This is a genomic window from Streptomyces typhae, assembly GCF_009755605.1.
In the GTDB taxonomy this organism is placed as follows: domain Bacteria; phylum Actinomycetota; class Actinomycetes; order Streptomycetales; family Streptomycetaceae; genus Streptomyces; species Streptomyces typhae.
Map to the genome: position 1 here is coordinate 51,740 of NZ_WPNZ01000021.1, position 25,477 is coordinate 77,216.

General features: G+C 72.3%; 25 protein-coding genes, 1 pseudogene and 1 riboswitch. Of the genes and pseudogenes, 14 read left to right on the top strand and 12 right to left on the bottom strand.

The annotated features are described in order from the left end of the window. Nucleotides 1–251 precede the first annotated feature (251 nt). From GPA10_RS42950 to GPA10_RS30930, 4 genes and pseudogenes are all read left to right on the top strand, one after another. Nucleotides 252–626 (top strand): annotated as a pseudogene (locus GPA10_RS42950) (hypothetical protein); the annotation flags it as partial. Between the two features lie 35 nt (nucleotides 627–661). Further along, the gene (locus tag GPA10_RS30920; RefSeq protein WP_343041513.1) at nucleotides 662–1,264 is read left to right on the top strand and encodes a class I SAM-dependent DNA methyltransferase; all 603 of its coding nucleotides are present in this window, start codon (nucleotides 662–664) and stop codon (nucleotides 1,262–1,264) included. Nucleotides 1,265–1,482: 218 nt separating this feature from the next. Beyond that, on the top strand, nucleotides 1,483–2,097 hold the full coding sequence (locus tag GPA10_RS30925) for a DUF4126 domain-containing protein (protein WP_343041514.1): 615 nt from the start codon (nucleotides 1,483–1,485) through the stop codon (nucleotides 2,095–2,097). A gap of 38 nt (nucleotides 2,098–2,135) precedes the next feature. Then, the gene (locus GPA10_RS30930; protein WP_157168359.1) at nucleotides 2,136–3,701 is read left to right on the top strand and encodes a phytoene desaturase family protein; all 1,566 of its coding nucleotides are present in this window, start codon (nucleotides 2,136–2,138) and stop codon (nucleotides 3,699–3,701) included. Nucleotides 3,702–3,717: 16 nt separating this feature from the next. Here the strand turns inward: GPA10_RS30930 and GPA10_RS30935 are convergent, their stop codons facing one another. The 5 genes from GPA10_RS30935 to GPA10_RS30955 form a co-directional block, all read right to left on the bottom strand. Next, nucleotides 3,718–4,644: a hypothetical protein gene (locus GPA10_RS30935; RefSeq protein ID WP_157168360.1), complete on the bottom strand. Its 927-nt coding sequence runs from the start codon at nucleotides 4,642–4,644 to the stop codon at nucleotides 3,718–3,720. 45 nt (nucleotides 4,645–4,689) lie between these two features. Next, the gene (metF, locus tag GPA10_RS30940) at nucleotides 4,690–5,610 is read right to left on the bottom strand and encodes a methylenetetrahydrofolate reductase [NAD(P)H] (RefSeq protein WP_157168361.1); all 921 of its coding nucleotides are present in this window, start codon (nucleotides 5,608–5,610) and stop codon (nucleotides 4,690–4,692) included. Nucleotides 5,611–5,790: 180 nt separating this feature from the next. Continuing rightward, complete coding sequence (gene thiE / locus GPA10_RS30945; protein ID WP_058850511.1) at nucleotides 5,791–6,456, bottom strand: thiamine phosphate synthase; 666 nt, start codon at nucleotides 6,454–6,456, stop codon at nucleotides 5,791–5,793. A gap of 70 nt (nucleotides 6,457–6,526) precedes the next feature. After that, nucleotides 6,527–6,892: an Rv2175c family DNA-binding protein gene (locus GPA10_RS30950; RefSeq protein WP_058850510.1), complete on the bottom strand. Its 366-nt coding sequence runs from the start codon at nucleotides 6,890–6,892 to the stop codon at nucleotides 6,527–6,529. 233 nt (nucleotides 6,893–7,125) lie between these two features. Next, the gene (locus GPA10_RS30955) at nucleotides 7,126–8,292 is read right to left on the bottom strand and encodes an NAD(P)/FAD-dependent oxidoreductase (protein WP_246260151.1); all 1,167 of its coding nucleotides are present in this window, start codon (nucleotides 8,290–8,292) and stop codon (nucleotides 7,126–7,128) included. A gap of 142 nt (nucleotides 8,293–8,434) precedes the next feature. Next, nucleotides 8,435–8,548: riboswitch (TPP riboswitch) on the top strand. Between GPA10_RS30955 and thiO the strand changes: the two genes are divergently transcribed. The 6 genes from thiO to GPA10_RS30985 all read left to right on the top strand — a co-directional run bounded on the left by thiO (nucleotide 8,546) and on the right by GPA10_RS30985 (nucleotide 15,240). Beyond that, nucleotides 8,546–9,985, top strand: a complete 1,440-nt coding sequence (gene thiO / locus GPA10_RS30960; protein WP_157168362.1) for a glycine oxidase ThiO — start codon at nucleotides 8,546–8,548, stop codon at nucleotides 9,983–9,985. (Overlaps the previous riboswitch by 3 nt.) After that, a complete protein-coding gene (thiS, locus tag GPA10_RS30965) occupies nucleotides 9,982–10,203 on the top strand; it encodes a sulfur carrier protein ThiS (RefSeq protein ID WP_058850507.1) in 222 nt (73 codons plus the stop codon). The genes thiO and thiS overlap by 4 nt, the downstream gene beginning before the upstream one ends. Nucleotides 10,204–10,208: 5 nt before the next feature. Beyond that, a complete protein-coding gene (locus GPA10_RS30970; protein ID WP_157168363.1) occupies nucleotides 10,209–11,003 on the top strand; it encodes a thiazole synthase in 795 nt (264 codons plus the stop codon). Between the two features lie 474 nt (nucleotides 11,004–11,477). Then, entirely contained in the window at nucleotides 11,478–13,541 is a 2,064-nt protein-coding gene (gene pknB, locus GPA10_RS30975) for a Stk1 family PASTA domain-containing Ser/Thr kinase (protein ID WP_343041515.1), read from the top strand. A gap of 170 nt (nucleotides 13,542–13,711) precedes the next feature. After that, nucleotides 13,712–14,599: a deoxyribonuclease IV gene (locus tag GPA10_RS30980; protein ID WP_343041516.1), complete on the top strand. Its 888-nt coding sequence runs from the start codon at nucleotides 13,712–13,714 to the stop codon at nucleotides 14,597–14,599. Between the two features lie 83 nt (nucleotides 14,600–14,682). Beyond that, the gene (locus tag GPA10_RS30985; RefSeq protein ID WP_157168364.1) at nucleotides 14,683–15,240 is read left to right on the top strand and encodes a DUF4396 domain-containing protein; all 558 of its coding nucleotides are present in this window, start codon (nucleotides 14,683–14,685) and stop codon (nucleotides 15,238–15,240) included. A 40-nt stretch (nucleotides 15,241–15,280) separates the two neighbouring features. Here the strand turns inward: GPA10_RS30985 and GPA10_RS30990 are convergent, their stop codons facing one another. Further along, nucleotides 15,281–15,913: a sulfite oxidase-like oxidoreductase gene (locus tag GPA10_RS30990; protein WP_157168365.1), complete on the bottom strand. Its 633-nt coding sequence runs from the start codon at nucleotides 15,911–15,913 to the stop codon at nucleotides 15,281–15,283. Between the two features lie 154 nt (nucleotides 15,914–16,067). Between GPA10_RS30990 and bfr the strand changes: the two genes are divergently transcribed. Continuing rightward, nucleotides 16,068–16,547 (top strand): bacterioferritin, encoded by a 480-nt coding sequence (gene bfr / locus GPA10_RS30995; RefSeq protein WP_058850501.1) that lies wholly within the window; start codon nucleotides 16,068–16,070, stop codon nucleotides 16,545–16,547. Here the strand turns inward: bfr and GPA10_RS31000 are convergent. From GPA10_RS31000 to GPA10_RS31010, 3 genes are all read right to left on the bottom strand, one after another. After that, nucleotides 16,544–16,846 carry a (2Fe-2S)-binding protein gene (locus tag GPA10_RS31000; protein WP_425505846.1) on the bottom strand — a complete coding sequence of 101 codons (303 nt, stop codon included), beginning with the start codon at nucleotides 16,844–16,846 and terminating at the stop codon, nucleotides 16,544–16,546. The genes bfr and GPA10_RS31000 overlap by 4 nt on opposite strands. Nucleotides 16,847–17,010: 164 nt before the next feature. Next, entirely contained in the window at nucleotides 17,011–18,366 is a 1,356-nt protein-coding gene (locus tag GPA10_RS31005) for a class II 3-deoxy-7-phosphoheptulonate synthase (protein ID WP_058850500.1), read from the bottom strand. 200 nt (nucleotides 18,367–18,566) lie between these two features. Further along, nucleotides 18,567–19,487 carry an SRPBCC family protein gene (locus GPA10_RS31010; RefSeq protein WP_157168368.1) on the bottom strand — a complete coding sequence of 307 codons (921 nt, stop codon included), beginning with the start codon at nucleotides 19,485–19,487 and terminating at the stop codon, nucleotides 18,567–18,569. Between the two features lie 44 nt (nucleotides 19,488–19,531). On the opposite strand from GPA10_RS31010, the gene GPA10_RS31015 reads away from it, so the two are divergent. The 3 genes from GPA10_RS31015 to GPA10_RS31025 all read left to right on the top strand — a co-directional run bounded on the left by GPA10_RS31015 (nucleotide 19,532) and on the right by GPA10_RS31025 (nucleotide 22,361). Continuing rightward, nucleotides 19,532–20,149 (top strand): TetR/AcrR family transcriptional regulator, encoded by a 618-nt coding sequence (locus GPA10_RS31015; protein ID WP_198351752.1) that lies wholly within the window; start codon nucleotides 19,532–19,534, stop codon nucleotides 20,147–20,149. Between the two features lie 43 nt (nucleotides 20,150–20,192). Further along, a complete protein-coding gene (locus GPA10_RS44160) occupies nucleotides 20,193–20,249 on the top strand; it encodes a trp operon leader peptide (RefSeq protein ID WP_107450524.1) in 57 nt (18 codons plus the stop codon). 111 nt (nucleotides 20,250–20,360) lie between these two features. After that, nucleotides 20,361–22,361, top strand: a complete 2,001-nt coding sequence (locus GPA10_RS31025; RefSeq protein WP_157168370.1) for an anthranilate synthase family protein — start codon at nucleotides 20,361–20,363, stop codon at nucleotides 22,359–22,361. Here GPA10_RS31025 and GPA10_RS31030 read toward each other — a convergent pair. The 3 genes from GPA10_RS31030 to GPA10_RS31040 all read right to left on the bottom strand — a co-directional run bounded on the left by GPA10_RS31030 (nucleotide 22,304) and on the right by GPA10_RS31040 (nucleotide 25,316). Next, entirely contained in the window at nucleotides 22,304–23,308 is a 1,005-nt protein-coding gene (locus GPA10_RS31030) for a 2-hydroxyacid dehydrogenase (RefSeq protein WP_343041519.1), read from the bottom strand. The genes GPA10_RS31025 and GPA10_RS31030 overlap by 58 nt on opposite strands. Before the next feature lie 127 nt (nucleotides 23,309–23,435). Beyond that, entirely contained in the window at nucleotides 23,436–24,464 is a 1,029-nt protein-coding gene (locus GPA10_RS31035) for a 6-phosphofructokinase (RefSeq protein ID WP_157168371.1), read from the bottom strand. Nucleotides 24,465–24,608: 144 nt separating this feature from the next. Beyond that, on the bottom strand, nucleotides 24,609–25,316 hold the full coding sequence (locus GPA10_RS31040; RefSeq protein WP_157168433.1) for a response regulator: 708 nt from the start codon (nucleotides 25,314–25,316) through the stop codon (nucleotides 24,609–24,611). Between the last annotated feature and the right edge of the window lie 161 nt (nucleotides 25,317–25,477).

Sequence of the window (25,477 nt, forward strand, 5' to 3'; positions counted from 1 at the left end):
CTTCATCCTGCTGACCTGGGGGACGTGCGTCGTTCTCCTGGCCATGGCGGCAGTCGGAAAGCTCACCCCAGCGCATCCATGAGTTCCCGCTCCCCTCTGGCTAGGTGTGGCTCCCCCGAGGGGAGCGGGGCACAACGCCCGACCGGTCGCACGCGACCGTGAAGCGGAGTCGGCCGGTCGGGTCAGCAAGCGCGCGGTACGGCCCGGCCATTCGGCCCAGGTGCCTCCACCACCAAAGGAAGGGAAGCGCGATGACTGTAGTACTGGACAGCCCCACGCGGACACAGCTCCGCGACCCGGTGACGCTTTTCAACGCGGTACGCCCGCACATCAGGGACTACACCTACAACGTGCTGGAAAGCCCCGGCTCGATCGGCGTCACCATCTGGGAGCGCGAAATCAAGCTCCTGATGCGAGACAACGTCATGGTGCGTGACATGGCGGAACGCATCCTCGGGCAGGCGGTCGCCTACACCCTCACGGCCATGGAGCGCCGAGACGTGCACATCGGCGTGGGCAAGACGGTGGACATCGGCGTCCATCAGCTCCTGCTCGACACGCCCGTGTACTTCGCACTCTGCGAGGTCTACAACGGCGGCAAGTACAAGCACCACGCGCCGTTGATCGCGAACTTTGGGACCAGTACGCCAACAGCAAGAGCGTGCAAGGCTCCGTCAACGACTCGCCCCCGGTCTTCTGCTGGACGCAGTACCAGGGGCACGGCCCGGGGCCGGAAGTTCTGGGGCAGCCAACGACCGCCCTTGAGATCGGATGCGGCACCGGAAGGGCCGCCGCGTTCCTTGCGGAGCAAGGCGTCAAGGTCACGGGCGTTGATCTCTCGCCCGTCATGGTGGACAACATCACCCGACGGTGGGGCTCGCTCGGGGCGCGGTTCGTCTGTGCCGAAGTGCTGGAGCATCTGCGCGAGAACCCGGAGACGTACGAGGCGATCTATTCGATCTTTGGGGCCGCCTGGTTCACCGACCCCGCGCGACTCTTCCCCTTGGTGGCGCAGCGGCTCACCCCTGGCGGGGTCTTCGCGTTCTCACATCCCCCTGCCATCCCAGGCGCCTACGGACCCCAAGGCATGTACAAGGGCGGATTCGCAGGGAAGGCCCTGTTCACCTACCGCTACAGCTACACCCCGAGGAAGTGGGAAAACCTCCTCCTGCGGGCCGGATTCGATCACGCGGAAGTGCGGGTTCTCGACGCCCCCGAACCTGACCACATCGGGACCTTGATTGGTCGTGCTGTGGTGAGCTGAGCCAAAGCAAAACTGCCGCTGCTGTCGGTGTCCCGGTGGCGGGGCACGCCAGCATCCAGGAGACGGCCGACACGTACGGCCACCTGACCCCGGATGCCGTAGACACGGCCGTCTCAGTGCTCGATGGCGTGCTGACTGCGGCATGATCGGAATCACCGTGCTGACTTGTGCTGACTCTGGGGTCTTCTGAACCCTGGTTTTCGCAGGTAGGAGCCACAGTGAGTGTTCTTCCTCTGGTGTTCACCAGCGGCTGGGCCAGCGGGATCAACGCCTACGCGGTGGTCCTGCTGCTCGGTGTCTTCGGGGCAACGGGGCTGTCCGACGAGGTGCCCGAGTCGCTTCAGAGCCCCTGGGTGCTGATCACCGCGGGCGTGCTGTTCGCCTGCGAGGCCGTGGCCGACAAGATCCCGTACGTCGATTCGGTGTGGGACGCCGTGCACACCGTCGTCCGGCCGGTGTCCGGGGCGGTGGTGGGCGCGCTGCTCGCGGGGCAGAGCGGTTCGCTCCCGGAGGTGGCCGCGGGCGCGGTCGGGGGTTCGACGGCCCTGGCGAGCCATGTCGTGAAGGCCGGGACGCGGATGGCGGTCAACACCTCCCCCGAGCCGTTCAGCAATCTCGTCCTGAGCACCGCGGAGGACCTGGGCGTCGGCGGGGTCCTCAGCTTCGCGATGTTCCACCCCGAGGCGGCGGCGGTCGTGGCGGCCTTGCTGCTGGTCGCGGGACTCGTCCTGCTGCTGTTCCTCGCCCACCGGATCCGGCGGTTCCTGCGGCGCAGGGCGCAGCGGCGCGAGGAGCGGCGGCTCGCGTCGCCGGGCGGGCGGCCACCGGGCTGACGGCGGCACTGTCAGAGGGTGCCGATAAAGTCCCTGGCATGGCACGGATTGTGGTGATCGGCGCCGGGATGGGCGCCATGGCGGCCGCCGCTCGGCTGGCCGTCGCGGGCCACCGGGTGGTGGTGCACGAGCGCGCGGGGACGTACGGCGGCGCGCTCGGCCGTGTGCGGCAGGGCGGCTTCGGCTTCGACACGGGCCCGTCCCTGCTGCATCTCCCCGCGGTCTACCGCGACCTGTTCGTGAAGACGGGCAAGCAGCCCCTGGAGGACTGCGTCGAGCTGTCCCAGGTCGAGCCCGCCGTCCGGCACGTCTTCGCGGACGGCACGACGACGGACCTGCCGAACGCCTCCAGGGCAGGGGTGGGCGAGGCCCTGGACGCCGCGCTCAGCGCCGGCGCGGGCGCCCGCTGGGCGGCGTTCATGAACCGCGCGCGGGAGGCCTGGGACCGCACCCGCCGCCCCCTCCTGGAAGAACCCCTGTGGCCGAACTGGCAGGTGCTCGCCGAGCGTGAGCCCTACCCCGCGGTGCCCCACAAGCGCCTCCTGCGCCGGGAGCGGCGCGCGGCCACGCTGGCGCAGGTCGCCGAGTTCGAGCTGGCGGGCGAGCCCCGGCTGACCGCGCTTCTGGAGCACTTCGCGCTGGCCCGCGGCCTGGACCCGCGCACGGCCCCGGCGAGCGCCGCGGTGCTTCCCTACATGGAGCAGACCTTCGGCGCGTGGTCCGCGCGCGGCGGCATGCGCGCCCTCGCCACCGCGGTGTACGAGCGGTGCCTGGCCCGCAGGGTCGAGTTCGTCTTCGACTCGGCGGTGGTGCGGATCGTGGAGAAGGACGGCCGCGCGGCGGGCGTGGAGCTCGCCGACGGGTCCGTCGTGGACGCGGACTCCGTGGTGGCCGGGGTGCCCCCGCGGGCGCTGGCCACCCTGCTGTCCGGGGGCACGGCCGTCCGGTCGCCCGATGACGTGCCCGCCCGGTCCGGCCTGCCCAGCCGCCTCACGGTCCTGCTCGCCCTGCGCGGCGGCCGCCCGGCGGACACGCCGCACCGGACGGTCCTGCACACCGCCGACCGCGCGGACGAACTCGACCGGGTCTTCGGCGCACCCGCCCCACCCGAAGGCGCCCCCGCCCCGCCCCGAGGCGCCGGCGGCTCCGGTGCCGACGGCCGCTCCGCCCTGCCCGACTCGCCGACCCTGACCGTGCTGCGCCCGGACGATCCCACGGCCGTCCCGGACACCGGCCACGAAGCCGTCACGCTGACCACCACGGTCGCGGCCGGAGCCGAGATCACCGACGGGGACGTCCGCCGCCTGCTCGACCGCGCGGGCACGGCGGTCCCCGACCTGGCGGACCGGCTCCTGTGGCACGAGGTGCGCACCCCCGCGGACCTCGCCGGGGCCACCGGCGCCGAGGGCGGCGCCGTCCCGCCGCCCGCCCTCGCGGCCGACTCCGGAAGACGCCTGCACCCCGCCAACAGCACGGCCCTGCCGGGGCTCTACGCGGTCGGCGGCTGGTCCCACCCCGGCGGCGGGCTGCCGCACGCGGGCATGTCCGGCGCCCTGGTCGCCGGCCTCATCGTGGAGGGCCCGGAGTTCCGCGGCTCGCAGTGACCGAGCGGCACGCGGCTCAGTACCGGTACTGCTGCTCCCCGCCGACCTCCGGCTGATAGCCGAAGGGGCCGCCCGGAGCCTGCGGTGCCTCGCCGGGGAACGGCGGCCGGCCGTGCTGCTCGGGCGGCAGGTCCCCGGCGTACGGCGGCGCGGGCTCGTCGGTGCGCTGGTGCGGGACCCAGACGCCGCCGGGCGGGGTGTCCTGGTAGCCGCCGCCGTAGGTGTCCCCGCCGTAGGGCGCGTACGGCGGCGGGTCCGCGTACGCGTCGTAGCCGGGCTGCGCGCCGTAGGTCTGGGGGCCGATGTACGGGTCGGAGTAGGCGGCGTAGCGCTGCTCGCCGGTCTCGCCGTACGCGAAGTGCAGCGCGTCCTGCTGCTCTGCCTGCCGGTCCGGGCCCTGGGGGGCGTATCCGGGGTATCCGGCGAAGCCGTAGTCGTCGGTGGTGGGTGGGATGTACGCGGTGTCCGCGGCCTCGCTGTAGACGCCGTACTGCCCGGTGTCGTCGGGCATGGGCTCGGGCTCGTACACACCGGGCCCCACGGCCTGGATCTCGGCGTCGCCGGGGGTCTCCGTCCCGGACTCGGGGGCGGCGGAGGCGTCGTCGTACTCCAGGCCGGACACCTGGAGCGTCGGCTCGGCGGCCGCGGCCCGGGAGCCGGTGGCCCTGCGCCGCTTGCTCGCGCCCGGCTTCCCGCCGAGCGCCCAGCCCGTCGAGAAGCCGCGGCGGAACGACAGCGTCACATACGTCTGCCCGGTGGCGAACGCGATCGCGCCGACGGCGATGACCACCACCGACGGCATCAGCACGCCGACGACGACACCGAGGAAGCCGACGAACGCGAGCAGCCGCCAGCGCAGCCGCGCCTTGTACTGCAACAGCACCTCGCCGAGCAGCCACAGCGCGACCGCGCCGAACGCGATGTAGAGGACCGTCCAGCCCATGTACGCCCCTCTCCCCTACGGCCGTGGCCTAAGGGGTACGACCGGTCAGGCCTGCGGGTGGTGCAGGCCCAGGTTCTCGTAGATCTCCAGCGTCGCCGTGGAGTTGTTCAGCGTGATGAAGTGCAGCCCCGGCACACCCTCGGACAGCAGCCGCGCGCAGAACTCCGTCGCGAACTCGATGCCAATGGAGCGTACAGCGGCCGGGTCGTCTTTGGACGAGAGGATGCGCTCTTTCAGTGCGGCCGGGAAGTCCGCGTTGCTGAGCTGCGGCAGTCGCTCCAGCTGACGGACGTTCGTCACCGGCATGATCTCCGGGATGATCGGCGTATCGCACCCGGCCGCCTCGACGCGGTCGCGCAGGCGCAGGTACTCCTCGGGGTGGAAGAACATCTGGGTGATCGCGTAGTCGGCGCCCGCGCGGCACTTGTCGACGAAGTGCCGGACGTCCGTCTCCCAGTCGGAGGAGCGGGGGTGCATCGCGGGGAACGCGGCCACGCCCACGCAGAAGTCGCCCGACTCCTTGATGAGCCGCACCAGTTCGGCGGCGTAGTCGAGGCCTTCGGGGTGCTTGACCCAGTCGGCCATCGGGTCGCCGGGCGGGTCGCCGCGCAGCGCGAGCATGTTGCGGATGCCTGCGTCGGCGTACTGCCCGATGATGTTCCGCAGCTCGGCGACCGAGTGGTCGACGGCCGTGAGGTGCGCGACCGGGGTGAGGGTCGAGTCGGCGACGATCTGCTGGGTCTCGCGCACGGTGCCCGCCCGCGTCGAACCGCCCGCTCCGTAGGTCACGGAGACGAAGCTCGGCGCGACGGCCTCGACCCTCCGCAGCGAGTTCCACAGGTTGCGCTCGCCCTTGGGGGTCTTCGGCGCCGAGAATTCGAACGAGTACGTGGTTTTGCCGGTTGCGAGCATGTCGCGCACGGTGCGTGCGCGGTCAGTCCTGGTGGAAGCAGTTCCTAGGGCCATACCGGCAGGTTAGCCAGGCCCGGACCTTCCCCCAACCGCACGTTGGTCATTTGTCCTGTTAGTCGGCTTGTTGTCCACGCATCGGACACCATAGGGGTGTTGATCAAACAGCCGTACGCCCAGAAAATCTGGGCCTCCGCGTCGAGAGGCCGTACGGTGAAGGTCGGACCACCGGGCCGGTCAGAGGGCCGTACGCAGCCGCTTCGCGAAGTCGGCGGCGGCCGCCCCGGGATCGTCGGCCTCCGTGAGGGCCCGCACGACCACCACGCGGCGCGCGCCCGCCTCGATGACCTCGTCCAGGTTGCCCGCGTCGATGCCGCCGATGGCGAACCAGGGGCGGTCGGTGCCGAGCGCGGCCGTGTACCGGACCAGGTCGAGCCCCGGCGCGGGCCGGCCGGGCTTCGTGGGCGTGGGCCAGCAGGGTCCCGTGCAGAAGTAGTCCACGCCCTCCTGGACGGCGGCCGCGGCGGCCTCGTGCTCCGCGTGCGTGGAGCGGCCGATCAGGACCTGCCCGCCGAGGACGGCGCGGGCCGCGGGCACCGGCAGGTCGCCCTGGCCCAGATGCAGCACGTCGGCGCCGATGGCGTGGGCGACGTCCGCTCGGTCGTTCACGGCCAGGAGCTTGCCGTGCCGGCGTGCGGCGTCGGCGAAGACCTCCAGGTGCTCCAGTTCCTCGGCCGCCTCCATGCCCTTGTCGCGCAGCTGCACGATGTCGACGCCGCCCGCGAGGACGGCGTCGAGGAACTGCGGGAGGTCGCCCTGGCGCTTGCGCGCGTCCACGCACAGATAGAGCAGCGCGTCGGCGAGCCGGGCGCGTGTGGACGCGCCCGCCGTGTCGGTGGCCATGGAGAGGTCCCCCCGTGTCGGTGGCGTACGGGCCACGGGCGTGGCCCGTACGCCGGAAGGTTGTTTCAGGTCAGACGGCGAGCGCCTGCGCGCGGCGCTTCACCTCCGTCCCGCGATTCTCGCTCAGGGCCTGCGCGGGGGTGCCGGGCAGGGTCGGGTCGGGGGTGAAGAGCCATTCGAGGGCCTCTTCGTCGGTGAAACCGTCGTCCCGCAGGAGCGTCAAGGTACCGGCGAGGCCCTTGACCACCTTGTCGCCGTCGATGAAGGCGGCGGGCACCTGGAGCGCGCGGTTCTCACCGCGGCGCACGGCGATCAGCTGGCCCTCCTTGACCAGCTGGCGCACGCGCGTCACCTCGACATCGAGCATCTCGGCGATGTCGGGGAGGTGCAGCCAGGCGGGGACGAGAGCATCGGTCTTTGCGTCAATCTCGGTCACGGATCAAGCGTGCCATTTCTGGCCGGGGGCCGGTAGCGGGGGTCGGGGGGCCTGCGTCCTGGGGGTGTCCCCGGGGTGGCTGTTGCCCTTGCGGTGGCCGGAAAGCGGGCTGTGCCCACCGGTTCCGCCCTCTGGGCGGAACCGGTGCCCGGAGGGGCGGGAGTCGGGATGCGGAACAGGCGCCGGGAGGGGCGGCAGCCGGGCTGCGGAACAGGCGCCGGTAGGGGCGGGAGTCAGGCTGTCGCGGCCTTCTTCAGCGGGATCGACGGGTCCGCCGCCAGGGTCGGGTCCAGAGGGGTGGACGACTCGATCAGTTTGCGGGCCTGGGCGAGGTCGCGGGGGCGGCCCACCGCGAGGAGGGCGGACAGGGCGCCGTCGCGGAGCCAGCAGACCGTCCAGGCCGGGGTCGTGGGGTCGCCGCGCCAGATCAGCTCGTCACCGGGGGCGTGGTGGCCCGCGTACTGCACGAAGCGGCCGAACTGCTCGGACCAGAAGTACGGCACCGGGTCGTACACCGCCGGGGTCTCGCCGATGACGGTGGACGCGACCGTGCGCGGACCCTGGACGGCGTTGTCCCAGTGGTGCACGAGGAGGCGTTCCCCGTAGCGGCCCGACGGGAAGGACGCGCAGTCGCCGACCGCGTACACGTCCGGTGCCGAGGTGCGCAGGTGGTCGTCGGCGAGCACCTCGTGGTGGATGCCGAGCGCGATGCCGGAGCCCGCGAGCCAGGCCGTGGCGGGCCGCGCGCCGATGCCGACGACGACCGCGCCCGCGGGCAGCCGGGTGCCGTCGTCGAGGAACACGGCACCGGGCTCGACGCGCCGCACGCGCGCGCGGGTGCGCAGCGCGACGCCCGCGTCCGCGTACCAGGCCGTCATCGGGGCCGCGACCTCGGCGGGCAGGGCGCCCGCGAGCGGACGGTCGGCGGCCTCCACCACGGTCACGGCGCACCCCGCCTCGCGCGCCGCCGTGGCGAACTCGGCGCCGATCCAGCCCGCGCCGACGACCACGACGTCGTGCCGCTCGGCCAGGACGGGGCGCAGCCGCTCGGCGTCGTCGAGGGTGCGCAGCACGTGCACACCGGGGACGCCCTCGGAGCCGGGCAGCAGGATCGGTTCGGCGCCGGTCGCGAGGACCAGGCTGTCGTACGCGACCGGACCCGCCGCGGTGTCCAGTTCGTGGTCGGCGGGACGGACACCGGTGACGTACACGCCCAGCCGGAGTGCGATGCCGAGCGCCTCGAAGTCGATGTCGAAGGCGGAGCCGTCCGCCGTGCCGAGCAGCACCGCCTTGGACAGCGGCGGCCGGTCGTACGGTGGATGGGGCTCCGCGCCGATCACGGTGACCGTGCCCGTGAAGCCCTGCTCGCGCAGCGCCACCGCGGTCTGCACCCCGGCCATCCCCGCGCCGACGATCACGACGCGGCGTTCCGTCTCCACCCGCTTCTGCTGCTCGCTCACCCGATCAACTGTAGGACGGCGTGTTCGCGACAGGGCACGACGGGCTTAACCCACCGCCGGGCGACGGGCTAGGCTGGCGGTGCAGAGCACTCGCGGGAGCCCGGACGCACCGGGCTGAGAGGGAGGCTGGGACGGCCTCCGACCGTACGAACCTGATCCGGGTCATGCCGGCGAAGGGAGGGGCTGGACGCCCATGCGTTCCCATCCGCTCAGTCCGAGCGACACGCACGGCCGACACGGTCCGCACGAAACGCCCGACTCGACGTCGACCTCGACCTCGACCTCGGTGTCCGCGTCGACCTCGGTGTCCGCGTCGGCATCGGCATCGGCGTCGGCGTCGGCGTCGGCCGGGCCCTCCTCCGGGGGGCCACCCGTGGACGTCCTCGTCGTCGGCGGTGGCGTCATCGGGCTCGTCACCGCCTGGCGGGCCGCGCAGCGCGGGCTGTCCGTCACCGTGGTCGACCCCGAGCCGGGCGGCGGCGCGGCGCAGGTCGCGGCGGGCATGCTGGCCGCCGTCACCGAACTGCACTACGGGGAGCAGACCCTGCTCGGCCTGAACGTGGCCTCCGCGCGCCGCTACCCGGACTTCGCGGCGGAGCTGACACAGGCGTGCGGGCAGGACGTCGGCTACCGCGCGTGCGGCACGCTCGCCGTGGCCCTCGACTCCGACGACCGCGCGCACCTGCGGGAGCTGCACGCCTTCCAGCAGCAGTCGGGGCTCACGTCGGAGTGGCTGAACGGCCGCGAGTGCCGACGCCTTGAGCCGATGCTCGCTCCCGGCGTGCGCGGAGGGCTGCGCGTCGACGGCGACCACCAGGTCGACCCGCGCAAGCTCGCGGCGGCGCTCGTCGTGGCCTGCGAGCGGGCCGGAGTGGTCTTCACGCGCGCGTGGGCGCGTGAACTCACGGTGGTACGGGACCGGGCCACCGGAGTCGTACTGGGTGACGGCACCGCCCTCGGCGCCGGACAGACGGTCCTCGCCGCGGGCAGCCTCAGCGGGCGGTTCGCCGGGGTCCCCGCCGACGTCCTGCCGCCAGTACGGCCGGTCAAGGGGCAGGTGCTGCGGCTCACCGTGCCGGAGCGGTACGCGCCGTTCCTCAGCCGCACCGTGCGGGCGGTCGTGCGCGGCAGCCACGTCTACCTGGTGCCGCGCGCCGACGGGGAACTGGTCGTCGGCGCGACGAGCGAAGAGCTGGGCTGGGACACGACGGTCACCGCCGGGGGCGTGTACGAGTTGCTGCGCGACGCCCACGAACTCGTCCCCGGCATCACCGAGCTGCCGCTCACGGAGACACGCGCGGGGCTGCGGCCCGGGTCCCCCGACAACGCGCCGCTCCTCGGCCCGACCGCGCTGCCGGGCCTGCACCTGGCCACCGGTCACTACCGCAACGGCGTCCTCCTGACGCCGGTCACCGGGGACGTCCTGGCGCACGCCCTCACGACGGGCGAACTGCCCGAGGAGGCACGGGCGTTCACGCCGCGCAGGTTCACGGCGGAGCAGGCGCGGGGTGTGCCGGGGGCGTTCGGTGCGCCGGGTGCGTCCGGTGCGCCGGGTGCCCCTTCCGCCCCTTCCGCTCCTTCCTCCCCTGTCTCCCCTCCCTCCCCCTCGAACTTCACGGAGCTGTCCGTATGAGCACGCCGTTCGCCGTATGCGCCGTCTCCGTCAACGGAGACGTACGAGACGTGGCCGCGGGGACCACGCTCGGGACCGTCGTCGCCGAGCTGACCGCCGCGCCGTCCGGTGTCGCCGCCGCCCTCAACGAAACCGTGGTCCCGCGCGCCCGGTGGGCCGACACCGTGCTCGGTGACGGCGACCGCGTCGAGATCCTCACCGCTGTTCAGGGAGGCTGACCCGGATGGCAGACGACCCCTTCGTCATCGGCGACCTCACGCTGTCGTCGCGACTGATCATGGGTACGGGGGGCGCGCCGAGCCTCGACGTCCTCGACCGGTCCCTGGTCGCCTCCGGTACGGAGCTGACCACCGTCGCGATGCGGCGGCTCGACCCCGCGGTGCAGGGGTCCGTGCTCTCCGTCCTCGACCGGCTCGGCATCCGGGTGCTGCCGAACACGGCGGGGTGCTTCACGGCGGGCGAGGCGGTGCTGACCTCGCGGCTCGCCCGGGAGGCGCTGGGTACGGACCTGGTGAAACTGGAGGTCATCGCGGACGAGCGCACGCTGCTGCCCGACCCCGTGGAGCTCCTCGACGCCGCGGAGACGCTGGTCGACGACGGGTTCACGGTGCTGCCGTACACCAACGACGACCCCGTGCTCGCCCGGAAGCTGGAGGACGTGGGCTGCGCGGCCGTCATGCCGCTCGGCTCCCCCATCGGCTCCGGGCTCGGCATCCGCAACCCGCACAACTTCCAGCTCATCGTCGAGCAGGCACGGGTTCCGGTGATCCTGGACGCGGGGGCGGGGACCGCGTCCGACGCGGCCCTCGCCATGGAGCTGGGCTGCGCCGGGGTGATGCTCGCGTCCGCCGTGACGCGGGCGCAGGAACCGGTGCTGATGGCGGAGGCCATGCGGCACGGGGTGCTCGCGGGGCGGCTCGCGTACCTGGGCGGGCGCATACCTCGGCGGCACTTCGCCGAGGCGTCGTCTCCTGCGGAGGGCCGCGCGGCCCTGGACCCGGAACGCCCGGCGTTCTGAACCCCCTGCGGGGGCGGCAGCCGTCCCGCCGCTGCGCGGCGGTCTCCCACCCACCCGCCCGTGACTGTCGGCCCCCGAGCGCGGTACGGGGGTGAGCCGCCCGAAGGGGCTGGAGGGCCCGGCCGCCGGTGCGACGCGGACGACCGTCACGGGCGGGCGGGTGGGGAAGACGCCGCGCAGCGGCGGGGCAGGTGCCGCCGGGAGCGGCGGGGCACGGCCGGAGTGCGGGGCACGCCCAGAGATGCGGGGCACGCCCAGAGATGCGGGGCACGGCCAGAGATGCGGGGCACGCCCAGAGATGCGGGGCACGGCCAGAGATGCGGGAGCACGCCCAGAGGTGCGGGGTACGGCCGAGGGGGCGGGATCCGGCAGCCGCCCCGCAAGGCGTACGCGGTCGGTCACAGGTGCGCTGCAGTCCGGCGGCCGGAGCGCCCACGCCCCCGCCCCCGAGGCACCGCCTCGTAGACTCCCTCCGTGGACACGACCCTCAAGGACCCCCTCGTCGGGCAGGTGCTCGACGACCGGTACCGCGTCGACGGACGGATCGCGGTCGGCGGGATGGCCACGGTCTACCGGGCCGTGGACACCCGCCTCGACCGCGTACTCGCCCTGAAGGTGATGCACCCGACGCTGGCGGCCGACGCCACCTTCGTCGACCGTTTCATCCGCGAGGCCAAATCGGTGGCCCGCCTCGCGCACCCGAACGTGGTCGGCGTCTTCGACCAGGGCACAGACGGCCCGTACGTGTACCTCGCCATGGAGTACGTGGCGGGCTGCACCCTGCGCGACGTCCTGCGCGAGCGCGGCGCCCTGCGCCCCCGCGCGGCCCTGGACATCCTGGAGCCGGTGCTCGCCGCCCTCGGCGCCGCGCACCGCGCCGGGTTCGTGCACCGCGACATGAAGCCCGAGAACGTCCTCATAGGGGACGACGGCCGCGTCAAGGTCGCCGACTTCGGCCTCGTACGGGCCGTGGACTCGGTCACGAACACCACCGGCACGGTCCTCGGCACGGTCTCCTACCTCGCCCCGGAGCAGATCGAGCACGGCACGGCGGACACCCGCGTGGACGTGTACGCCTCCGGTGTCGTGCTGTACGAGATGCTGACCGGCGCCAAGCCGCACCCCGGCGAGTCCCCCGCCCAGATCCTCTTCCAGCACCTGAACGAGGACGTGCCCCCGCCCTCCGCCGCCGTACCGGGTCTCGCCTTCGCGCTCGACGAGCTGGTCGCGGCGGCCACCGCGCGCAACCCCGACCTGCGTCCGCACGACGCGGTGGCGCTGCTCGGCCAGCTGCGCGAAGCCCGAGCCACGCTCGTCGACACCCAGCTGGACGCCCTGCCCCCGCTCGCCCGCGGCTCGGAGCTGAACGGCCACGACACCCACCACAGCGGCCACGACAGCCACCACAGCAGCCATGACGGCCACGACGAGCACAGCAAGCACGACAGCTCGGACGACCGTACGAGCGTCATCCCGCGCACGGCCCGCCCGGTCCAGCTCCCCCTGCCCGCCACAGCGGAGGACCAGGCCACGACGTCCCTGAAGCCGCACCGGCAGGACGGCCTCAGCCACACCAGCGTGCTGCGGACGCCCCCGCCTGAGCCTGCCGCCCCCGCCTCGGCCGCGCAGCGGCTCCGCGCGCGCCTGAAGACCCGCCGCGGGACAACCGCGGTCATAGCCGCCGTCCTGCTCGCCCTCGGCCTCGGCGCGGGCGTCTGGTACATCAACTCCGGTCAGTTCACCAAGGTCCCGCCGCTGCTCGCGAAGACGGAGGCGGAGGCCCGCAAGCGCCTCGACGGCGCCGGTCTCGACGTACGCAAGGTGGAGCGCGCCTACAGCCCCACCGACAAGCGCGGCACGGTCATGGCGACCGACCCCGGCGTCGGCGAGCGCATCCGGCACAACGGCAAGGTGACGCTGACCGTCTCCCTCGGCCCGCAGACCGTGAAGGTGCCCGATCTGAAGGGCACCCCGCTGGACAAGGCGAAGAACGAGCTCGACGGCCTCGGTCTCGGCGCCGGCATGGTCAACAAGGCCTTCAGCAGCGACGTCGAGAAGGGCTCCGTGATCAGCACGGACCCCGCGCCCGGCACGGTCCGCAAGACCGGGTCGGCCGTCGCGCTCGTCGTCAGCAAGGGCAAGAAGATCGAGGTGCGCGACGTCACCGGCGAGCCGGAGGCCGACGCCCGCGAGGAGCTGGAGGAGTCGGGCCTCAAGGTGCGGATCGCGCCGGAGCGGGTCTTCTCCTCCGACGAGGACGAGGGCGACGTCGTCGAGCAGGATCCGGCCGAGGGCGGGATCCGCGCCGAGGGCGACACGGTCACCCTGACGCTCTCCAAGGGCCCGGAGATGATCGAGGTCCCCGACGTGGAGGGCATGAGCGTCGACGACGCCAAGGACGAGCTGCGCGAGGCCGGTTTCGACGTCAAGGAGGACCGCGGCATCCTCGGCATCTTCGGCGACACGGTGAAGGACCAGTCCGTGGACCCCGGCGACGAGGCCCCCAAGGGTTCGACGATCACCATCCAGATCCGCTAGCCGTACGAACGGACGGACGGCCATACGAAAACACGGACGGCCGTACGAGCGCACGAGCGGCCGTACCAGCACACGGGCAGCCGCCCGGCGCCCCCCCCTCTCCCCGAGGGGACCGGGACCGCGCCGGACCCCGTTCGGGCCCGCCCCGCGCCCGTGTCACCCTGGACAGGGTGAGCAACGAGAACACCCCCGACTCCCGCATCCGCCGCAACCCCGTCGGCAGCCACGTCCCCGTCGCCGGCGGCCTCGCCTCCGTGGGGCTCGCGTACGCGCGTGACATCGGCGCCGAGACCGTACAGGTCTTCGTCGCCAATCCCCGCGGCTGGGCGACCCCGCCCGGCAGCCCCCAGCAGGACGAGGCGTTCCGCGCCGCCTGCGCGGCCGAGGGCATCCCCGCCTACGTGCACGCCCCCTACCTGATCAACTTCGGTTCGCACACCGAGGCGACGGCCGAGAAGTCCGTGGAGTCGCTGCGGCACTCGCTGCGCCGCGGCCGGGAGATCGGCGCGCTCGGCGTCGTCGTGCACACCGGCTCGGCGACGGGCGGTCGGGACCGCGAGGTCGCCCTGCGGCAGGTGCGGGAGCGGATGCTGCCGCTCCTCGACGAGCTGACGCACGACGACGACCCGTTCCTGCTCCTGGAGTCGACGGCCGGGCAGGGCGCGTCGCTGTGCTCGCGCACCTGGGACTTCGGGCCGTACTTCGAGGCCCTCGACGCCCACCCGAAGCTCGGTGTCTGCCTGGACACCTGCCACATCTTCGCGGCCGGACACGACCTGGCCGGTCCTGCCGGCATGAAGCAGACCCTCGACCTGCTCGTCGACACGGTCGGCGAGGGCCGTCTGAAGCTGGTGCACGCCAACGACTCCAAGGACGTGGTCGCCGCCCACAAGGACCGGCACGAGAACATCGGCTCCGGTCACATCGGCGCCGACCCCTTCCACGAGCTGATGCTGCACCCGGCGACCGAGGGGGTGCCGCTGGTGATCGAGACGCCGGGCGGCAAGGAGGGGCACGCGGCGGACGTGGCCCGGCTGAAGGAGCTCAGGGACACATGATCCTTTCCTCTTGAGGAATACCCCCTAGGGGTATACGGTTCTGCGCAGTGGGCAGGAACCGCTCTTCGACGTTGGGGAAACTCATGCGACACGGCGCACACACGGGACACAACGCACACGAGGGGCACGAGGGCCACGACGCACACGAGGGCCACGAGGGACTCAGCGGGCACCACGGGCACGCCGGACACCCCGGCGCCGACGGGGTCAGCTGGTCCATGGCCGCCCAGGCCACGCTGCACTGCCTCACCGGGTGCGCCATCGGCGAGGTGCTCGGCATGGTGATCGGCACGGCCCTCGGCTGGGGCAACGTGCCGACGATGGTCCTCGCGATCGTGCTCGCGTTCTTCTTCGGCTACTCGCTCACGCTGCGCGGCGTCCTGAAGTCGGGCGTCGACTTCAGGACGGCCCTGCGGGTCGCGCTCGCGGCCGACACGCTGTCGATCGCCGTGATGGAGCTGATCGACAACGGGGTGATCGCGCTGTGGCCGGGCGCCATGGACGCGCACCTCGCGGACGCCAAGTTCTGGATCGTCCTCGCCCTCGCGCTCACCGCCGCCTTCGTGATCACCACGCCGGTCAACAAGTGGATGATCGGCCGCGGCAAGGGGCACGCCGTGGTGCACCGGTACCACCACTGACGGCCCGCGCCCCGACCGCGCGGCCGTACAGCCCGGAGCGCTACAGCTCCGGACCGTCGCCCGGTTCCTCCTGGTACGAGTACCGCTGCTCGCGCCAGGGGTCGCCGACGTTGTGATAGCCGCGCTCCTCCCAGAAGCCGCGGCGGTCGGCCGTCATGTACTCGACGCCTCGGACCCACTTCGGGCCCTTCCAGGCGTACAGCTGGGGCACCACGAGCCGCAGCGGGAAGCCGTGTTCCGCGGTGAGCAGTTCACCGCCCTTGTGGGTGGCGAAAATGGTGCGCTCGGAGGCGAAGTCGGCCATCCGCAGATTCGAGCTGAAGCCGTACTCGGCCCAGACCATGACATGGGTGGCCTCGGGCGCCGGCGGCGCGAGGGCGAGCAGATCGCGGGCGAGCACCCCGCCCCATTCGGCGCCGAGCATGCTGAACTTCGTCACACAGTGCAAATCGCCGACCACCGAGCTGTACGGCAGCGCCGAGAACTCCTCGTGGTTCCAGCAGTGCTTCTCGCCGTCGGCGGTGGCCCCGAAGACCCTGAACTCCCAGCGCTCGGGACGGAACTTGGGCACCGGGCCGTAGTGCGTGACCGGCCAGCCGCGCTGGAGCCGCTGCCCCGGCGGAAGATCCGGTTCCGCTACGTCCCGAGATGCGCGACCCACCGGCTGACCCATACCTCCATCCTGACAGACCGCGAGTGGTGGACGTGACCAGGTATACGGGGATTCGGGCAACTCCTACTAAGCATGCACTTACTGGACGCCCCAGGATGCCGGTGCAAGGATGCCCGCTACCTGCCCAGTCACCCGCTTGGAAGGAGCCTCTGCGATGCAGGGCGACCCCGAGGTCCTCGAATTTCTCAACGAGCAGCTGACCGCCGAGCTGACCGCGATCAACCAGTACTTCCTGCACGCGAAGATGCAGGAGAACTTCGGCTGGACGAAGCTCGCCAAGTACACCAGGTCCGAGTCGTTCGACGAGATGAAGCACGCGGAGGTGCTCACCGACCGGATCCTGTTCCTCGACGGCCTGCCCAACTACCAGCGGCTGTTCCATGTGCGCGTGGGCCAGACCGTGACGGAGATGTTCAAGGCGGACCGGCAGGTCGAGGTGGAGGCCATCGACCGCCTCAAGCGCGGGATCGAGGTGATGCGCGCCAAGGGCGACATCACGTCCGCGAACATCTTCGAGTCGATCCTGGAGGACGAGGAGCACCACATCGACTATCTCGACACTCAGCTGGAGCTGGTCGAGAAGCTCGGCGAGCCGCTGTACATCGCGCAGCTCATCGAGCAGCCGGACAGCTAGGCCGCTTCCGGGAGCTCCCGCTCCACCGGAACTCCGGGGATCCCCGGGATGCCGGGAATCTTGGGAAGCTCGGCCGCCGGAGCGAGCGCCACGGCCGACTCGCCCTGGTCCACCAGATCCCGCCGCGGGCACGCGCCCCGGCCGAGCAGGGCCTGGATGCGGCGTACGCACGAACCACAGTCCGTGCCCGCCTTGCAGGCCGAGGCGATCTGCCGGGGGGTGCAGGCACCCTCCGCCGCGTGCTGCTTCACCTGCGTCTCGGTCACCCCGAAGCAATTGCAGACGTACACGCGGTTCACCTCCCGACCAGGGTCCATGAGTAGTGCCGTACCGATTTGATCGGTGAGGCTAACCTAACCTTACCCACGTCCCCGGAACCGCAAAAGCCCCGGGTACGCCTGTGGGGCACGGATCACATGGATCCGTGCCCCACTGTCAGGTGCGGGAGGCCGAGCGGCCGCGCCTACTGGTCCCGGTACATCTCCGCCACCAGGAAGGCCAGGTCGAGCGACTGGCTGCGGTTGAGGCGGGGGTCGCACGCCGTCTCGTAGCGCTGGTGCAGGTCGTCGACGAAGATCTCGTCGCCGCCGCCCACGCACTCCGTGACGTCGTCGCCGGTGAGCTCGACGTGGATGCCGCCCGGGTGCGTGCCGAGCGACTTGTGGACCTCGAAGAAGCCCTTGACCTCGTCGAGCACGTCGTCGAAGCGGCGGGTCTTGTGCCCGGACGCGGCCTCGAAGGTGTTGCCGTGCATCGGGTCGGTGACCCAGGCGACGGTCGCGCCGGACGCGGTGACCTTCTCGACCAGCTCGGGGAGGTGGTCACGGATCTTGTCGGCGCCCATCCGGACGATGAACGTGAGCCGGCCGGGCTCGCGGTCCGGGTCGAGGCGCTCGATGTACTGCAGCGCCTCCTCGGCCGTGGTGGTCGGGCCGAGCTTGATGCCGATCGGATTGCGGACCTTCGAGGCGAACTCGATGTGCGCGCCGTCGAGCTGCCGGGTGCGCTCGCCGATCCAGATCATGTGGCTGGAGACGTCGTAGAGGCTGCCCGTGCGCGAGTCCTCGCGGGTGAGGGCGGTCTCGTAGTCCAGGAGCAGCGCCTCGTGCGAGGAGTAGAACTCGACCGTCTTGAACTCTTCGGGGTCCGTGCCGCAGGCCCGCATGAAGTTGAGCGCGTTGTCGATCTCGCGGGCGAGCTGCTCGTAGCGCTGTCCGGACGGGGACGACTTCACGAAGTCCTGGTTCCAGGCGTGCACCTGGCGCAGGTCCGCGTAGCCACCGGTGGTGAAGGCGCGCACCAGGTTGAGCGTCGACGCGGAGGCGTTGTACATCCGCTTCAGGCGCTGCGGGTCCGGGACGCGGGCCTCTTCGGTGAAGGCGAAGCCGTTGACGGAGTCGCCGCGGTAGGTCGGCAGTGTCACGCCGTCGCGGGTCTCGGTGGGCTTGGAGCGCGGCTTGGAGTACTGCCCGGCGATGCGGCCGACCTTCACGACCGGCACCGAGGCGGCGTACGTGAGGACGGCGCCCATCTGGAGAAGCGTCTTCAGCTTCGCCCGGATGTGCTCGGCGCTCACGCCGTCGAAGGACTCGGCGCAGTCGCCGCCCTGGAGCAGGAACGCCTCACCCCGGGCCACGGCGCCCATGCGGGAGCGCAGCTGGTCGCACTCACCCGCGAAGACGAGCGGAGGATACGAGCTGAGCTCGTCGACAGCGTCGCGCAGCGCCTCGGCATCGGGGTACTCGGGCTGCTGCGCCGCAGGCAGGTCTCGCCAGGTCGCGTTGATGGCGACGGCGTGGGAATCAGCATTCACGGTCACTCCGTAAACATTACGGGGTCCCGTCAAGCGACTTTGCCCCTGCTCGGCTGATGAGACGACCGGCCTTTTATCTGCTGGTGCGGTGTTCTGCCACCTTTCGTTCCGAGTGCGGCTCGATGGCCTGTTCCGGTGTGGTTCCGCTTCGGGGGTCCCGGCGGGCGGGTCCGGAGTCCGCCGCACGTCAGCGGGGTGCCCCCGGTTCAAACCGCGGAGCGGGAGTCCCGGCCGACGGGACAGGGGGAGAGCGCCCGCTCCCCCGCACTCGGGGCCGCCAGTGCCAGTGCGCGGTGCGTACGGCGCATCATCAGCCTGGCCATGAAGGGGTGGCCGATCCGGACCACGCCCCAGTACAGACGGCCCCGCCGGGTGTCCGGGCGCGCGAACGTACTGAGCGTGACGAATTCCTGGTCGACGAGGATCGAGGCGCGCGCCGTCAGACCCGCGACGTCCACCCGGAGCAGCAGCTCGCCGTCGGCGCAGCCGAGCACGGGGAAGGCGCCGCGCAGCATCCCGGCCCAGGCCCGCGGGTCGCGGGGCAGTCCGGGGAGCATCCGCATCCGGTACGCGTCGGCATGGGCGGGCCGCTCCATGGAGCGGCGGAGCAGCCGGGCCGCCGCGGGGACTGCGACGGCCTCGGGGCGGTCCCAGCCGAGGGCGTGCAGCAGCCGCACCCGGCGCGAGCGGCGCACGGGACGCGCGCAGCCGCCCGCGGCGGCCCGCTCCGCGTTGTCGAGGACCTCCTCGACCATCGTGTCGTGCACGGGTCTGACGACGGTGGGCCACAGGATCCGCTCCAGGCCGCGCGGCTCCGTCTCCAGGACGTGCCGCACCCGGCAGCGCCGCTCCCCCAGCGGCTCGACGGAGATCTCGTGGAAGCCGCCGCCCGGGTCGGTGAAGTCGAAGCGCACCCGGCGCCCCGGCTCGTACGCCGCGACCCGGTAGCGCACCGGGCCGTGGCCGCCGGTGGCGCCGACCGCGAGGGGGCCGTCGAAGGTCATCGCGGGCCAGACCGGGGTCGGGAACAGCGGGTCGTCCGGGGCGGAGAGCCGGTCGAGCAGGGCTCCGACCACGTCCGCCCGCGCCTCGACGACCCGCTCGTGCTCGTTGCGCACCACACCCATCACGTCCCTCCATACGCTGGCGTACGGAAACCGTACGGTAGCGTATGGTCATGGCGCAACGGCAGCAGAGGAAAGCGGCCCCCGCCGCCCGCAAGCCCGGGGGCAAGGCCCGGCTCAGCGCGCGGGACTGGGCCGACGCGGCGCTCGTCGCCATCGGCGAGGGCGGGCTCGCGGCGGTCGCGGTGGAGCCCCTCGCGGCCCGGCTCGGCGCGACGAAGGGCAGCTTCTACTGGCACTTCGCGAACCGCGAAGCCCTCATCGAAGCCGCCCTCGACCGCTGGGCCGAGGTCCACACCGAGGGCACGATCGAGGAGGTCGAGGCCGAGCCCGACGTCCGGCGCCGGATCCGGCTCCTGTTCGCCGAGGCCATCAGCTCCGCCTCCGCGGACCCGCTGGAGGTCACGCTGCTCGCGACCGCCTCGCACCCCCAGGTCGCGGCGGCGCTGCGCCGCGTCACCGAGCGCCGGGTGGCGTACGTCGCCGAGTTGTTCGCCGCCCTCGGCTTCCCGGCCGCCGAGGCCCGGCGGCGCGGCCTGCTCGCGGTCACGGTGTATCTGGGCCATGCCCAGCTCGGGCACGCCGCGCCGTCCGTGCTGCCCGGCGAGGACGAGTTCGGCGCCTATCTGGACGAGGCCCTGGACGTGCTGATGGCCCGCCCCTGAGACGCACCGGCGCACGGGCCCGCCCATGCGTTAAGGTGCGGGCATGTTCGCGCACTCGACCCGCTCCTGGTGGTGGCCCGCTCTTCCGGCGGCCCACTGACTGCGCGTACCCACGACTCGCGAAGGCCGCCCGAGGGGCGGCCTTCGGTGTTTCCGGAACCTTCCGGACCGGCCGTTCCTCTCCCCCCGCTCAAGGAGAAGGAACGCCCCCATGAACCCGAGAAGCCCGCGGAACCTGCGGAACCTGCTGTCCGACGACCGCCCGTTCGCGCTGCTGCGCCGCCGCACCCCCGGCCGTGACCACGACACGGTGGAGCTCCTCGTCGGCTCCATGACCACCTGCGAACGCCTCGCCGACCTGCCCGAGGGCCTCGCGCTCGTGCCCTTCCGGCAGATCCGGGAGCGCGGCTTCGAGGTGCGCGACGACGGCACGCCGCTCACCGCCCTCGTCCCCGAGGAGCGGCACGAACTCCCGCTCGCCGAGGCCCTTTCGGCGCTTCCCGACCACGACGTGCGCGTCACGGCCGGCGGCTTCGACGTGAGCGACGAGGAGTACGCGGACACCGTCGGCCGGGTGCTGCGCGAGGAGATCGGCAGCGGCGAGGGCGCCAACTTCGTGATCCGGCGTACGTACCGGGGCGAGATCCCCGGGTTCGGGCGGGCCGACGCGCTCGCCCTGTTCCGGCGGCTGCTGCTCGGGGAGCGCGGCGCGTACTGGACGTTCGTCGTGCACACCGGAGACCGGAAAGGGCCCGAAGGGCCCTCCTCGGAAGGGCGGCGGCGGGAGACGGGCGGGCGGACCCTGGTCGGGGCGAGCCCCGAGGTGCATGTGCGGATGTCCGGCGGCACGGTCGTGATGAACCCGATCAGCGGCACGTACCGCTATCCGGCCGCGGGCCCCACCGCCGACGACCTGCTGCGGTTCCTCGCCGACGACAAGGAGGTGGAGGAGCTGTCGATGGTCGTCGACGAGGAGCTGAAGATGATGTGCACCGTCGGCGACCGGGGCGGTGTAGTGGTCGGGCCGCGTCTGAAGGAGATGGCCCATCTGGCGCACACCGAGTACGAGTTGCGCGGGCGTTCCTCCCTGGACGTGCGTACGGTTCTGAAGGAGACGATGTTCGCGGCGACGGTGACGGGGTCGCCGGTGCAGAACGCGTGCCGGGTGATCCGGCGCCACGAGGCGGGCGGGCGCGGCTACTACGCGGGGGCGCTCGCGCTGATCGGCAGGGACTCCGGCGGCGCGCAGACCCTGGACTCGCCGATCCTGATCCGCACCGCCGACATCGACGCGGCCGGTGGCCTGCGCGTGCCGGTGGGGGCGACCCTCGTCCGCGGCTCGGACCCGGCGGGCGAGGTGGCCGAGACGCACGCGAAGGCGGCCGGGGTGCTCGCCGCGCTCGGGGTGCGCCCCGGCCGCCCGCGGCAGGAGAGCACCCGGCCCGCACTCGCCGACGACCCGCGGGTACGGGCCGCACTCGACGCCCGCCGGGCGGGCCTCTCCCCGTTCTGGCTGCGCCTTCAGGAGGGAGCGCCGTCCGCCCGCACCGCCCCGGAGGACCCGGGCGCGGCCACCGCCCTGAGCGGGCACGCGCTCGTCGTCGACGCGGAGGACACCTTCACGGCGATGCTCGCGCACGTGCTGCGCTCGTCCGGCCTCGCGGTGTCCGTGCGGCGCTACGACGAACCCGGGCTCGCGGAAACGGCGCGGGCCCACGAGGGTCCCGTGGTGCTCGGCCCGGGCCCCGGCGACCCCGGTGACGCCGCCGACCCGAGGATGCGGTTCCTGCGCGGCCTCGCGGCCCGGCTGATCCGCGGCCACCGGTATCCGGTGCTCGGCGTGTGCCTGGGCCACGAGCTGTTCGCGGCCGAGCTCGGCCTGGAGATCGTCCGCAAGGAGGTCCCGTACCAGGGCGCGCAGACGACGGTCGACCTGTTCGGGCGGGCGGAGACGGTCGGCTTCTACAACAGCTTCGTGGCGCGCTGCGACGAGGCGGCGGCCCGCGAACTCGCCGCGCACGGCGTCGAGGTGAGCAGGGACCCGGTGAGCGGCGAGGTGCACGCGCTGCGCGGGCCCGGGTTCGCGGGCACTCAGTTCCACCCCGAGTCCGTGCTCTCCCTGCGGGGCCCCGCGATCGTCGGGGAGCTGCTCGGTCAGCTGGTGGGCGCGGCCGGCACCAGGACGTTCTCGGAGCGGCGGCCCGCCCTGTAGTCGAGGACGTTCTGGACCGTGGTCTCGATGATCTGACTCACGGCGTCGTGGGTGTAGTACGCCTGGTGCGAGGTGACCACGACGTTCGGGAAGGTGACGAGCCGGGCCAGGGTGTCGTCCTCGACGACCTCCAGGGACTTGTCGAGGAAGAACAGCCCTGCCTCGGCCTCGTACACGTCGAGGCCGACGCCCGCGAAGCGGCCCGCGCGCAGCTCCCGCACCAGGGCCTCGGTGTCGATCAGGCCGCCGCGGCTGGAGTTGATCAGGATCGCGTCGTCCTTCATGGCGTGCAGCGCGCTCGCGTCGACGAGGTGCCGGGTCGCGGGCAGCAGCGGTACGTGCAGGCTGACCAGGTCGGCCTCGGCGAACAGCTCCTCCTTGGACACGTACGCCATGCCGAGCTCGGCGCACGCCGGGTTCACGTCCACGTCCCAGCCGAGCAGCCGCATGCCGAAGCCGTGCGCGATCCGGGTGAACGCCTCACCGATCTTGCCGGTGCCGAGCACGCCGACGGTGCGGCCGCGCAGGTCCCGGCCCATCAGGCCGTCGAGGCGGAAGTCGAAGTCGCGGGTGCGGTTGCTGGCGCGGACGATGCGGCGGTTGACCGCCGTCGCCAGGGTCCAGGCGAACTCCGCCACGGAGTAGGGGGAGTAGGAGGAGACGCGGGCCACGGTCAGGCCGAGGCGCTCGGCGACCTGGAGGTCGATGTTGTTGAAGCCCGTGGAGCGCTGGGCGATCAGCTGGGTGCCGCCGGCGGCGAGGGTCTGCAGGACGCGGTTGTCGAGGCTGGCGTTGACGCTCGTCGAGACGATCTCGTAGCCGGCGGCGATGGGGGCGGTGTCCTCGTTCAGGAAGACGTTCAGGCAGCGGATCTCGTGGTGCGGGGAGAACGCCTTCTCCATGAGGGGGCGCTCGTCCGCCTGGACGCCGAAGGCGAGGATTTCCACGGTGTGCTCCCGTTTTCGGTATGTAACCCCCCATTGGTACCGAATATACGTTCCCGGCGCCCCACCCGGCGATCGCTGACAGGGGCGTGCGGCCGGGTGTCAGCCGAAGCGGCCGTGCGGCCGGGTGTCAGCCGAAGAAGACACCGACCTCGGTGTACAGGGCGGGGTCCACCGTCTTCAGCCGGGCCGTCGCGTCGGCGATGGGCACCCGGACGATGTCCGTGCCCCGCAGCGCGACCATCTTCCCGAAGTCCCCCTCCCGCACGGCGTCGATCGCGTGCAGCCCGAAGCGGGTGGCGAGCCAGCGGTCGAAGGCGGAGGGCGTGCCCCCGCGCTGGACGTGCCCGAGGACCGTGGTCCGCGCCTCCTTGCCGGTGCGCTTCTCGATCTCTTTGGCCAGCCACTCCCCCACGCCGGAGAGCCGCACGTGCCCGAAGGAGTCGAGCGTGCCGTCCTTGAGGACCATCTCGCCGTCCTTCGGCATCGCCCCTTCGGCGACGACGACGATCGGCGCGTACGAGGCCTTGAAGCGCGAGGTCACCCAGGCGCACACCTGGTCGAGGTCGAAGCGCTGCTCGGGAATGAGGATGACGTTGGCGCCGCCCGCGAGCCCGGAGTGCAGGGCGATCCACCCTGCGTGCCGCCCCATGACCTCGACGACGAGGACCCGCATATGGGACTCGGCGGTGGTGTGCAGGCGGTCGATGGCCTCCGTGGCGATGCCGACGGCGGTGTCGAAGCCGAAGGTGTAGTCCGTGGCGGACAGGTCGTTGTCGATGGTCTTCGGTACGCCGACGACGTTGATGCCGTACTCGTCGGTGAGCCGGGCGGCGACGCCGAGCGTGTCCTCGCCGCCGATCGCGATCAGGGCGTCGACCTCGTACTTGGCGAGGTTCTCCTTGATGCGCCGGATGCCGTTCTCGACCTTGAGGGGGTTGGTGCGCGAGGAACCGAGGATGGTGCCGCCGCGGGGCAGGATGCCGCGGACGGCCGGGATGGCGAGCTGGACCGTGTCGCCTTCGAGGGGTCCGCGCCAGCCGTCGCGGAAGCCCACGAAGTCATAGCCGTACTCCTGTACGCCCTTGCGGACGACGCCCCGGATGACGGCATTGAGCCCGGGGCAGTCGCCGCCTCCGGTCAGAACTCCGACCCGCATGGAAATGTCCCTTCGCCGCAGTTGCGCTGACGCGGGCCACGCTAATGGTGATCCGCGTCACTCCGGCATGGGGCGAACGGTGAATTCCCGTACGCGGTGCAGGAGTTGTCGCACCAGGGAAGATCCCGGTTCACTCGAAGGAGGTCACGAGGGACGGGCGGTGCCAGGGGTGCGTGCGGTGCCGGAGGTGCCAGAGGAGGCGGCGGGGTCGTCGGTGTCGAGGCCGCGCTCGATCGCGTACCGCACGAGCTCCACGCGGTTGTGCAGCTGGAGCTTGCCGAGGGTGTTCTGGACGTGGTTCTGGACGGTGCGGTGCGAGATGACGAGGCGTTCGGCGATCTGCTTGTAGCTGAGGCCCTTGGCGACCAGCCGGAGCACCTCCGTCTCGCGCTCGGTCAGGCGTGGCGCCCCCGGCTCGTCGGGGGTGGCGGGCGCGGGCTCGGAGGCGAGGCGCCGGTACTCGCCGAGGACCAGACCGGCGAGGCCCGGCGTGAACACGGCGTCGCCGACGGCCGTGCGGCGCACGGCGTCGATCAGCTCGGCGGTGGAGGCGGACTTCAGGAGGTACCCGGTGGCACCGGACTTGACCGCCTCCAGGACGTCCGCGTGCTCGCCGCTGGCCGACAGGACCAGGACGCGCAGCGCGGGATTGGCGCCGACGAGTTCCTTGCAGACCTGCACACCCGGCTTCAGGGGCAGGTTCAGGTCCAGGACGAGGACGTCGGGGGCGGCGGCTCCGGCCCGCCGGACCGCCTGCTCGCCGTCGCCCGCGGTCGCCACCACGTCGAAGCCGGACTCGGCCAGGTCCCGGGCGACGGCGTCGCGCCACATCGGGTGGTCGTCGACGACCATCACCCTGACCGGCGCGTCCGCCGCCGCGGCGGCCCCGGCCGTTCTGCCCGCCGTGGACGCCGTGGACGCCGGTGACGCCGGTGACGCCGGTGACGCCGGTGACGCCGGTGACGCCGGTGACGCAGCGGACCTGCCCGCCCCGCCCGCCGTCCCGCTGTGCT

Excerpts from the sequence above, each read along its gene's own strand:
- GPA10_RS31025 (WP_157168370.1), top strand. The coding sequence starts at position 20,361 with ATGAACCCGAGAAGCCCGCGGAACCTGCGGAACCTGCTGTCCGACGAC.
- GPA10_RS30935 (WP_157168360.1), bottom strand. The coding sequence starts at position 4,644 with ATGGGCTGGACGGTCCTCTACATCGCGTTCGGCGCGGTCGCGCTGTGG.
- GPA10_RS31015 (WP_198351752.1), top strand. The coding sequence starts at position 19,532 with ATGGTCATGGCGCAACGGCAGCAGAGGAAAGCGGCCCCCGCCGCCCGC.
- GPA10_RS30930 (WP_157168359.1), top strand. The coding sequence starts at position 2,136 with ATGGCACGGATTGTGGTGATCGGCGCCGGGATGGGCGCCATGGCGGCC.
- GPA10_RS30985 (WP_157168364.1), top strand. The coding sequence starts at position 14,683 with ATGCGACACGGCGCACACACGGGACACAACGCACACGAGGGGCACGAG.
- bfr (WP_058850501.1), top strand. The coding sequence starts at position 16,068 with ATGCAGGGCGACCCCGAGGTCCTCGAATTTCTCAACGAGCAGCTGACC.
- GPA10_RS30955 (WP_246260151.1), bottom strand. The coding sequence starts at position 8,292 with ATGGCCGGGGTGCAGACCGCGGTGGCGCTGCGCGAGCAGGGCTTCACG.
- GPA10_RS31010 (WP_157168368.1), bottom strand. The coding sequence starts at position 19,487 with ATGGGTGTGGTGCGCAACGAGCACGAGCGGGTCGTCGAGGCGCGGGCG.
- thiS (WP_058850507.1), top strand. The coding sequence starts at position 9,982 with ATGAGCACGCCGTTCGCCGTATGCGCCGTCTCCGTCAACGGAGACGTA.
- GPA10_RS30970 (WP_157168363.1), top strand. The coding sequence starts at position 10,209 with ATGGCAGACGACCCCTTCGTCATCGGCGACCTCACGCTGTCGTCGCGA.
- GPA10_RS30990 (WP_157168365.1), bottom strand. The coding sequence starts at position 15,913 with ATGGGTCAGCCGGTGGGTCGCGCATCTCGGGACGTAGCGGAACCGGAT.
- GPA10_RS31040 (WP_157168433.1), bottom strand. The coding sequence starts at position 25,316 with ATGGTCGTCGACGACCACCCGATGTGGCGCGACGCCGTCGCCCGGGAC.
- thiE (WP_058850511.1), bottom strand. The coding sequence starts at position 6,456 with ATGGCCACCGACACGGCGGGCGCGTCCACACGCGCCCGGCTCGCCGAC.
- metF (WP_157168361.1), bottom strand. The coding sequence starts at position 5,610 with ATGGCCCTAGGAACTGCTTCCACCAGGACTGACCGCGCACGCACCGTG.
- GPA10_RS31035 (WP_157168371.1), bottom strand. The coding sequence starts at position 24,464 with ATGCGGGTCGGAGTTCTGACCGGAGGCGGCGACTGCCCCGGGCTCAAT.
- thiO (WP_157168362.1), top strand. The coding sequence starts at position 8,546 with ATGCGTTCCCATCCGCTCAGTCCGAGCGACACGCACGGCCGACACGGT.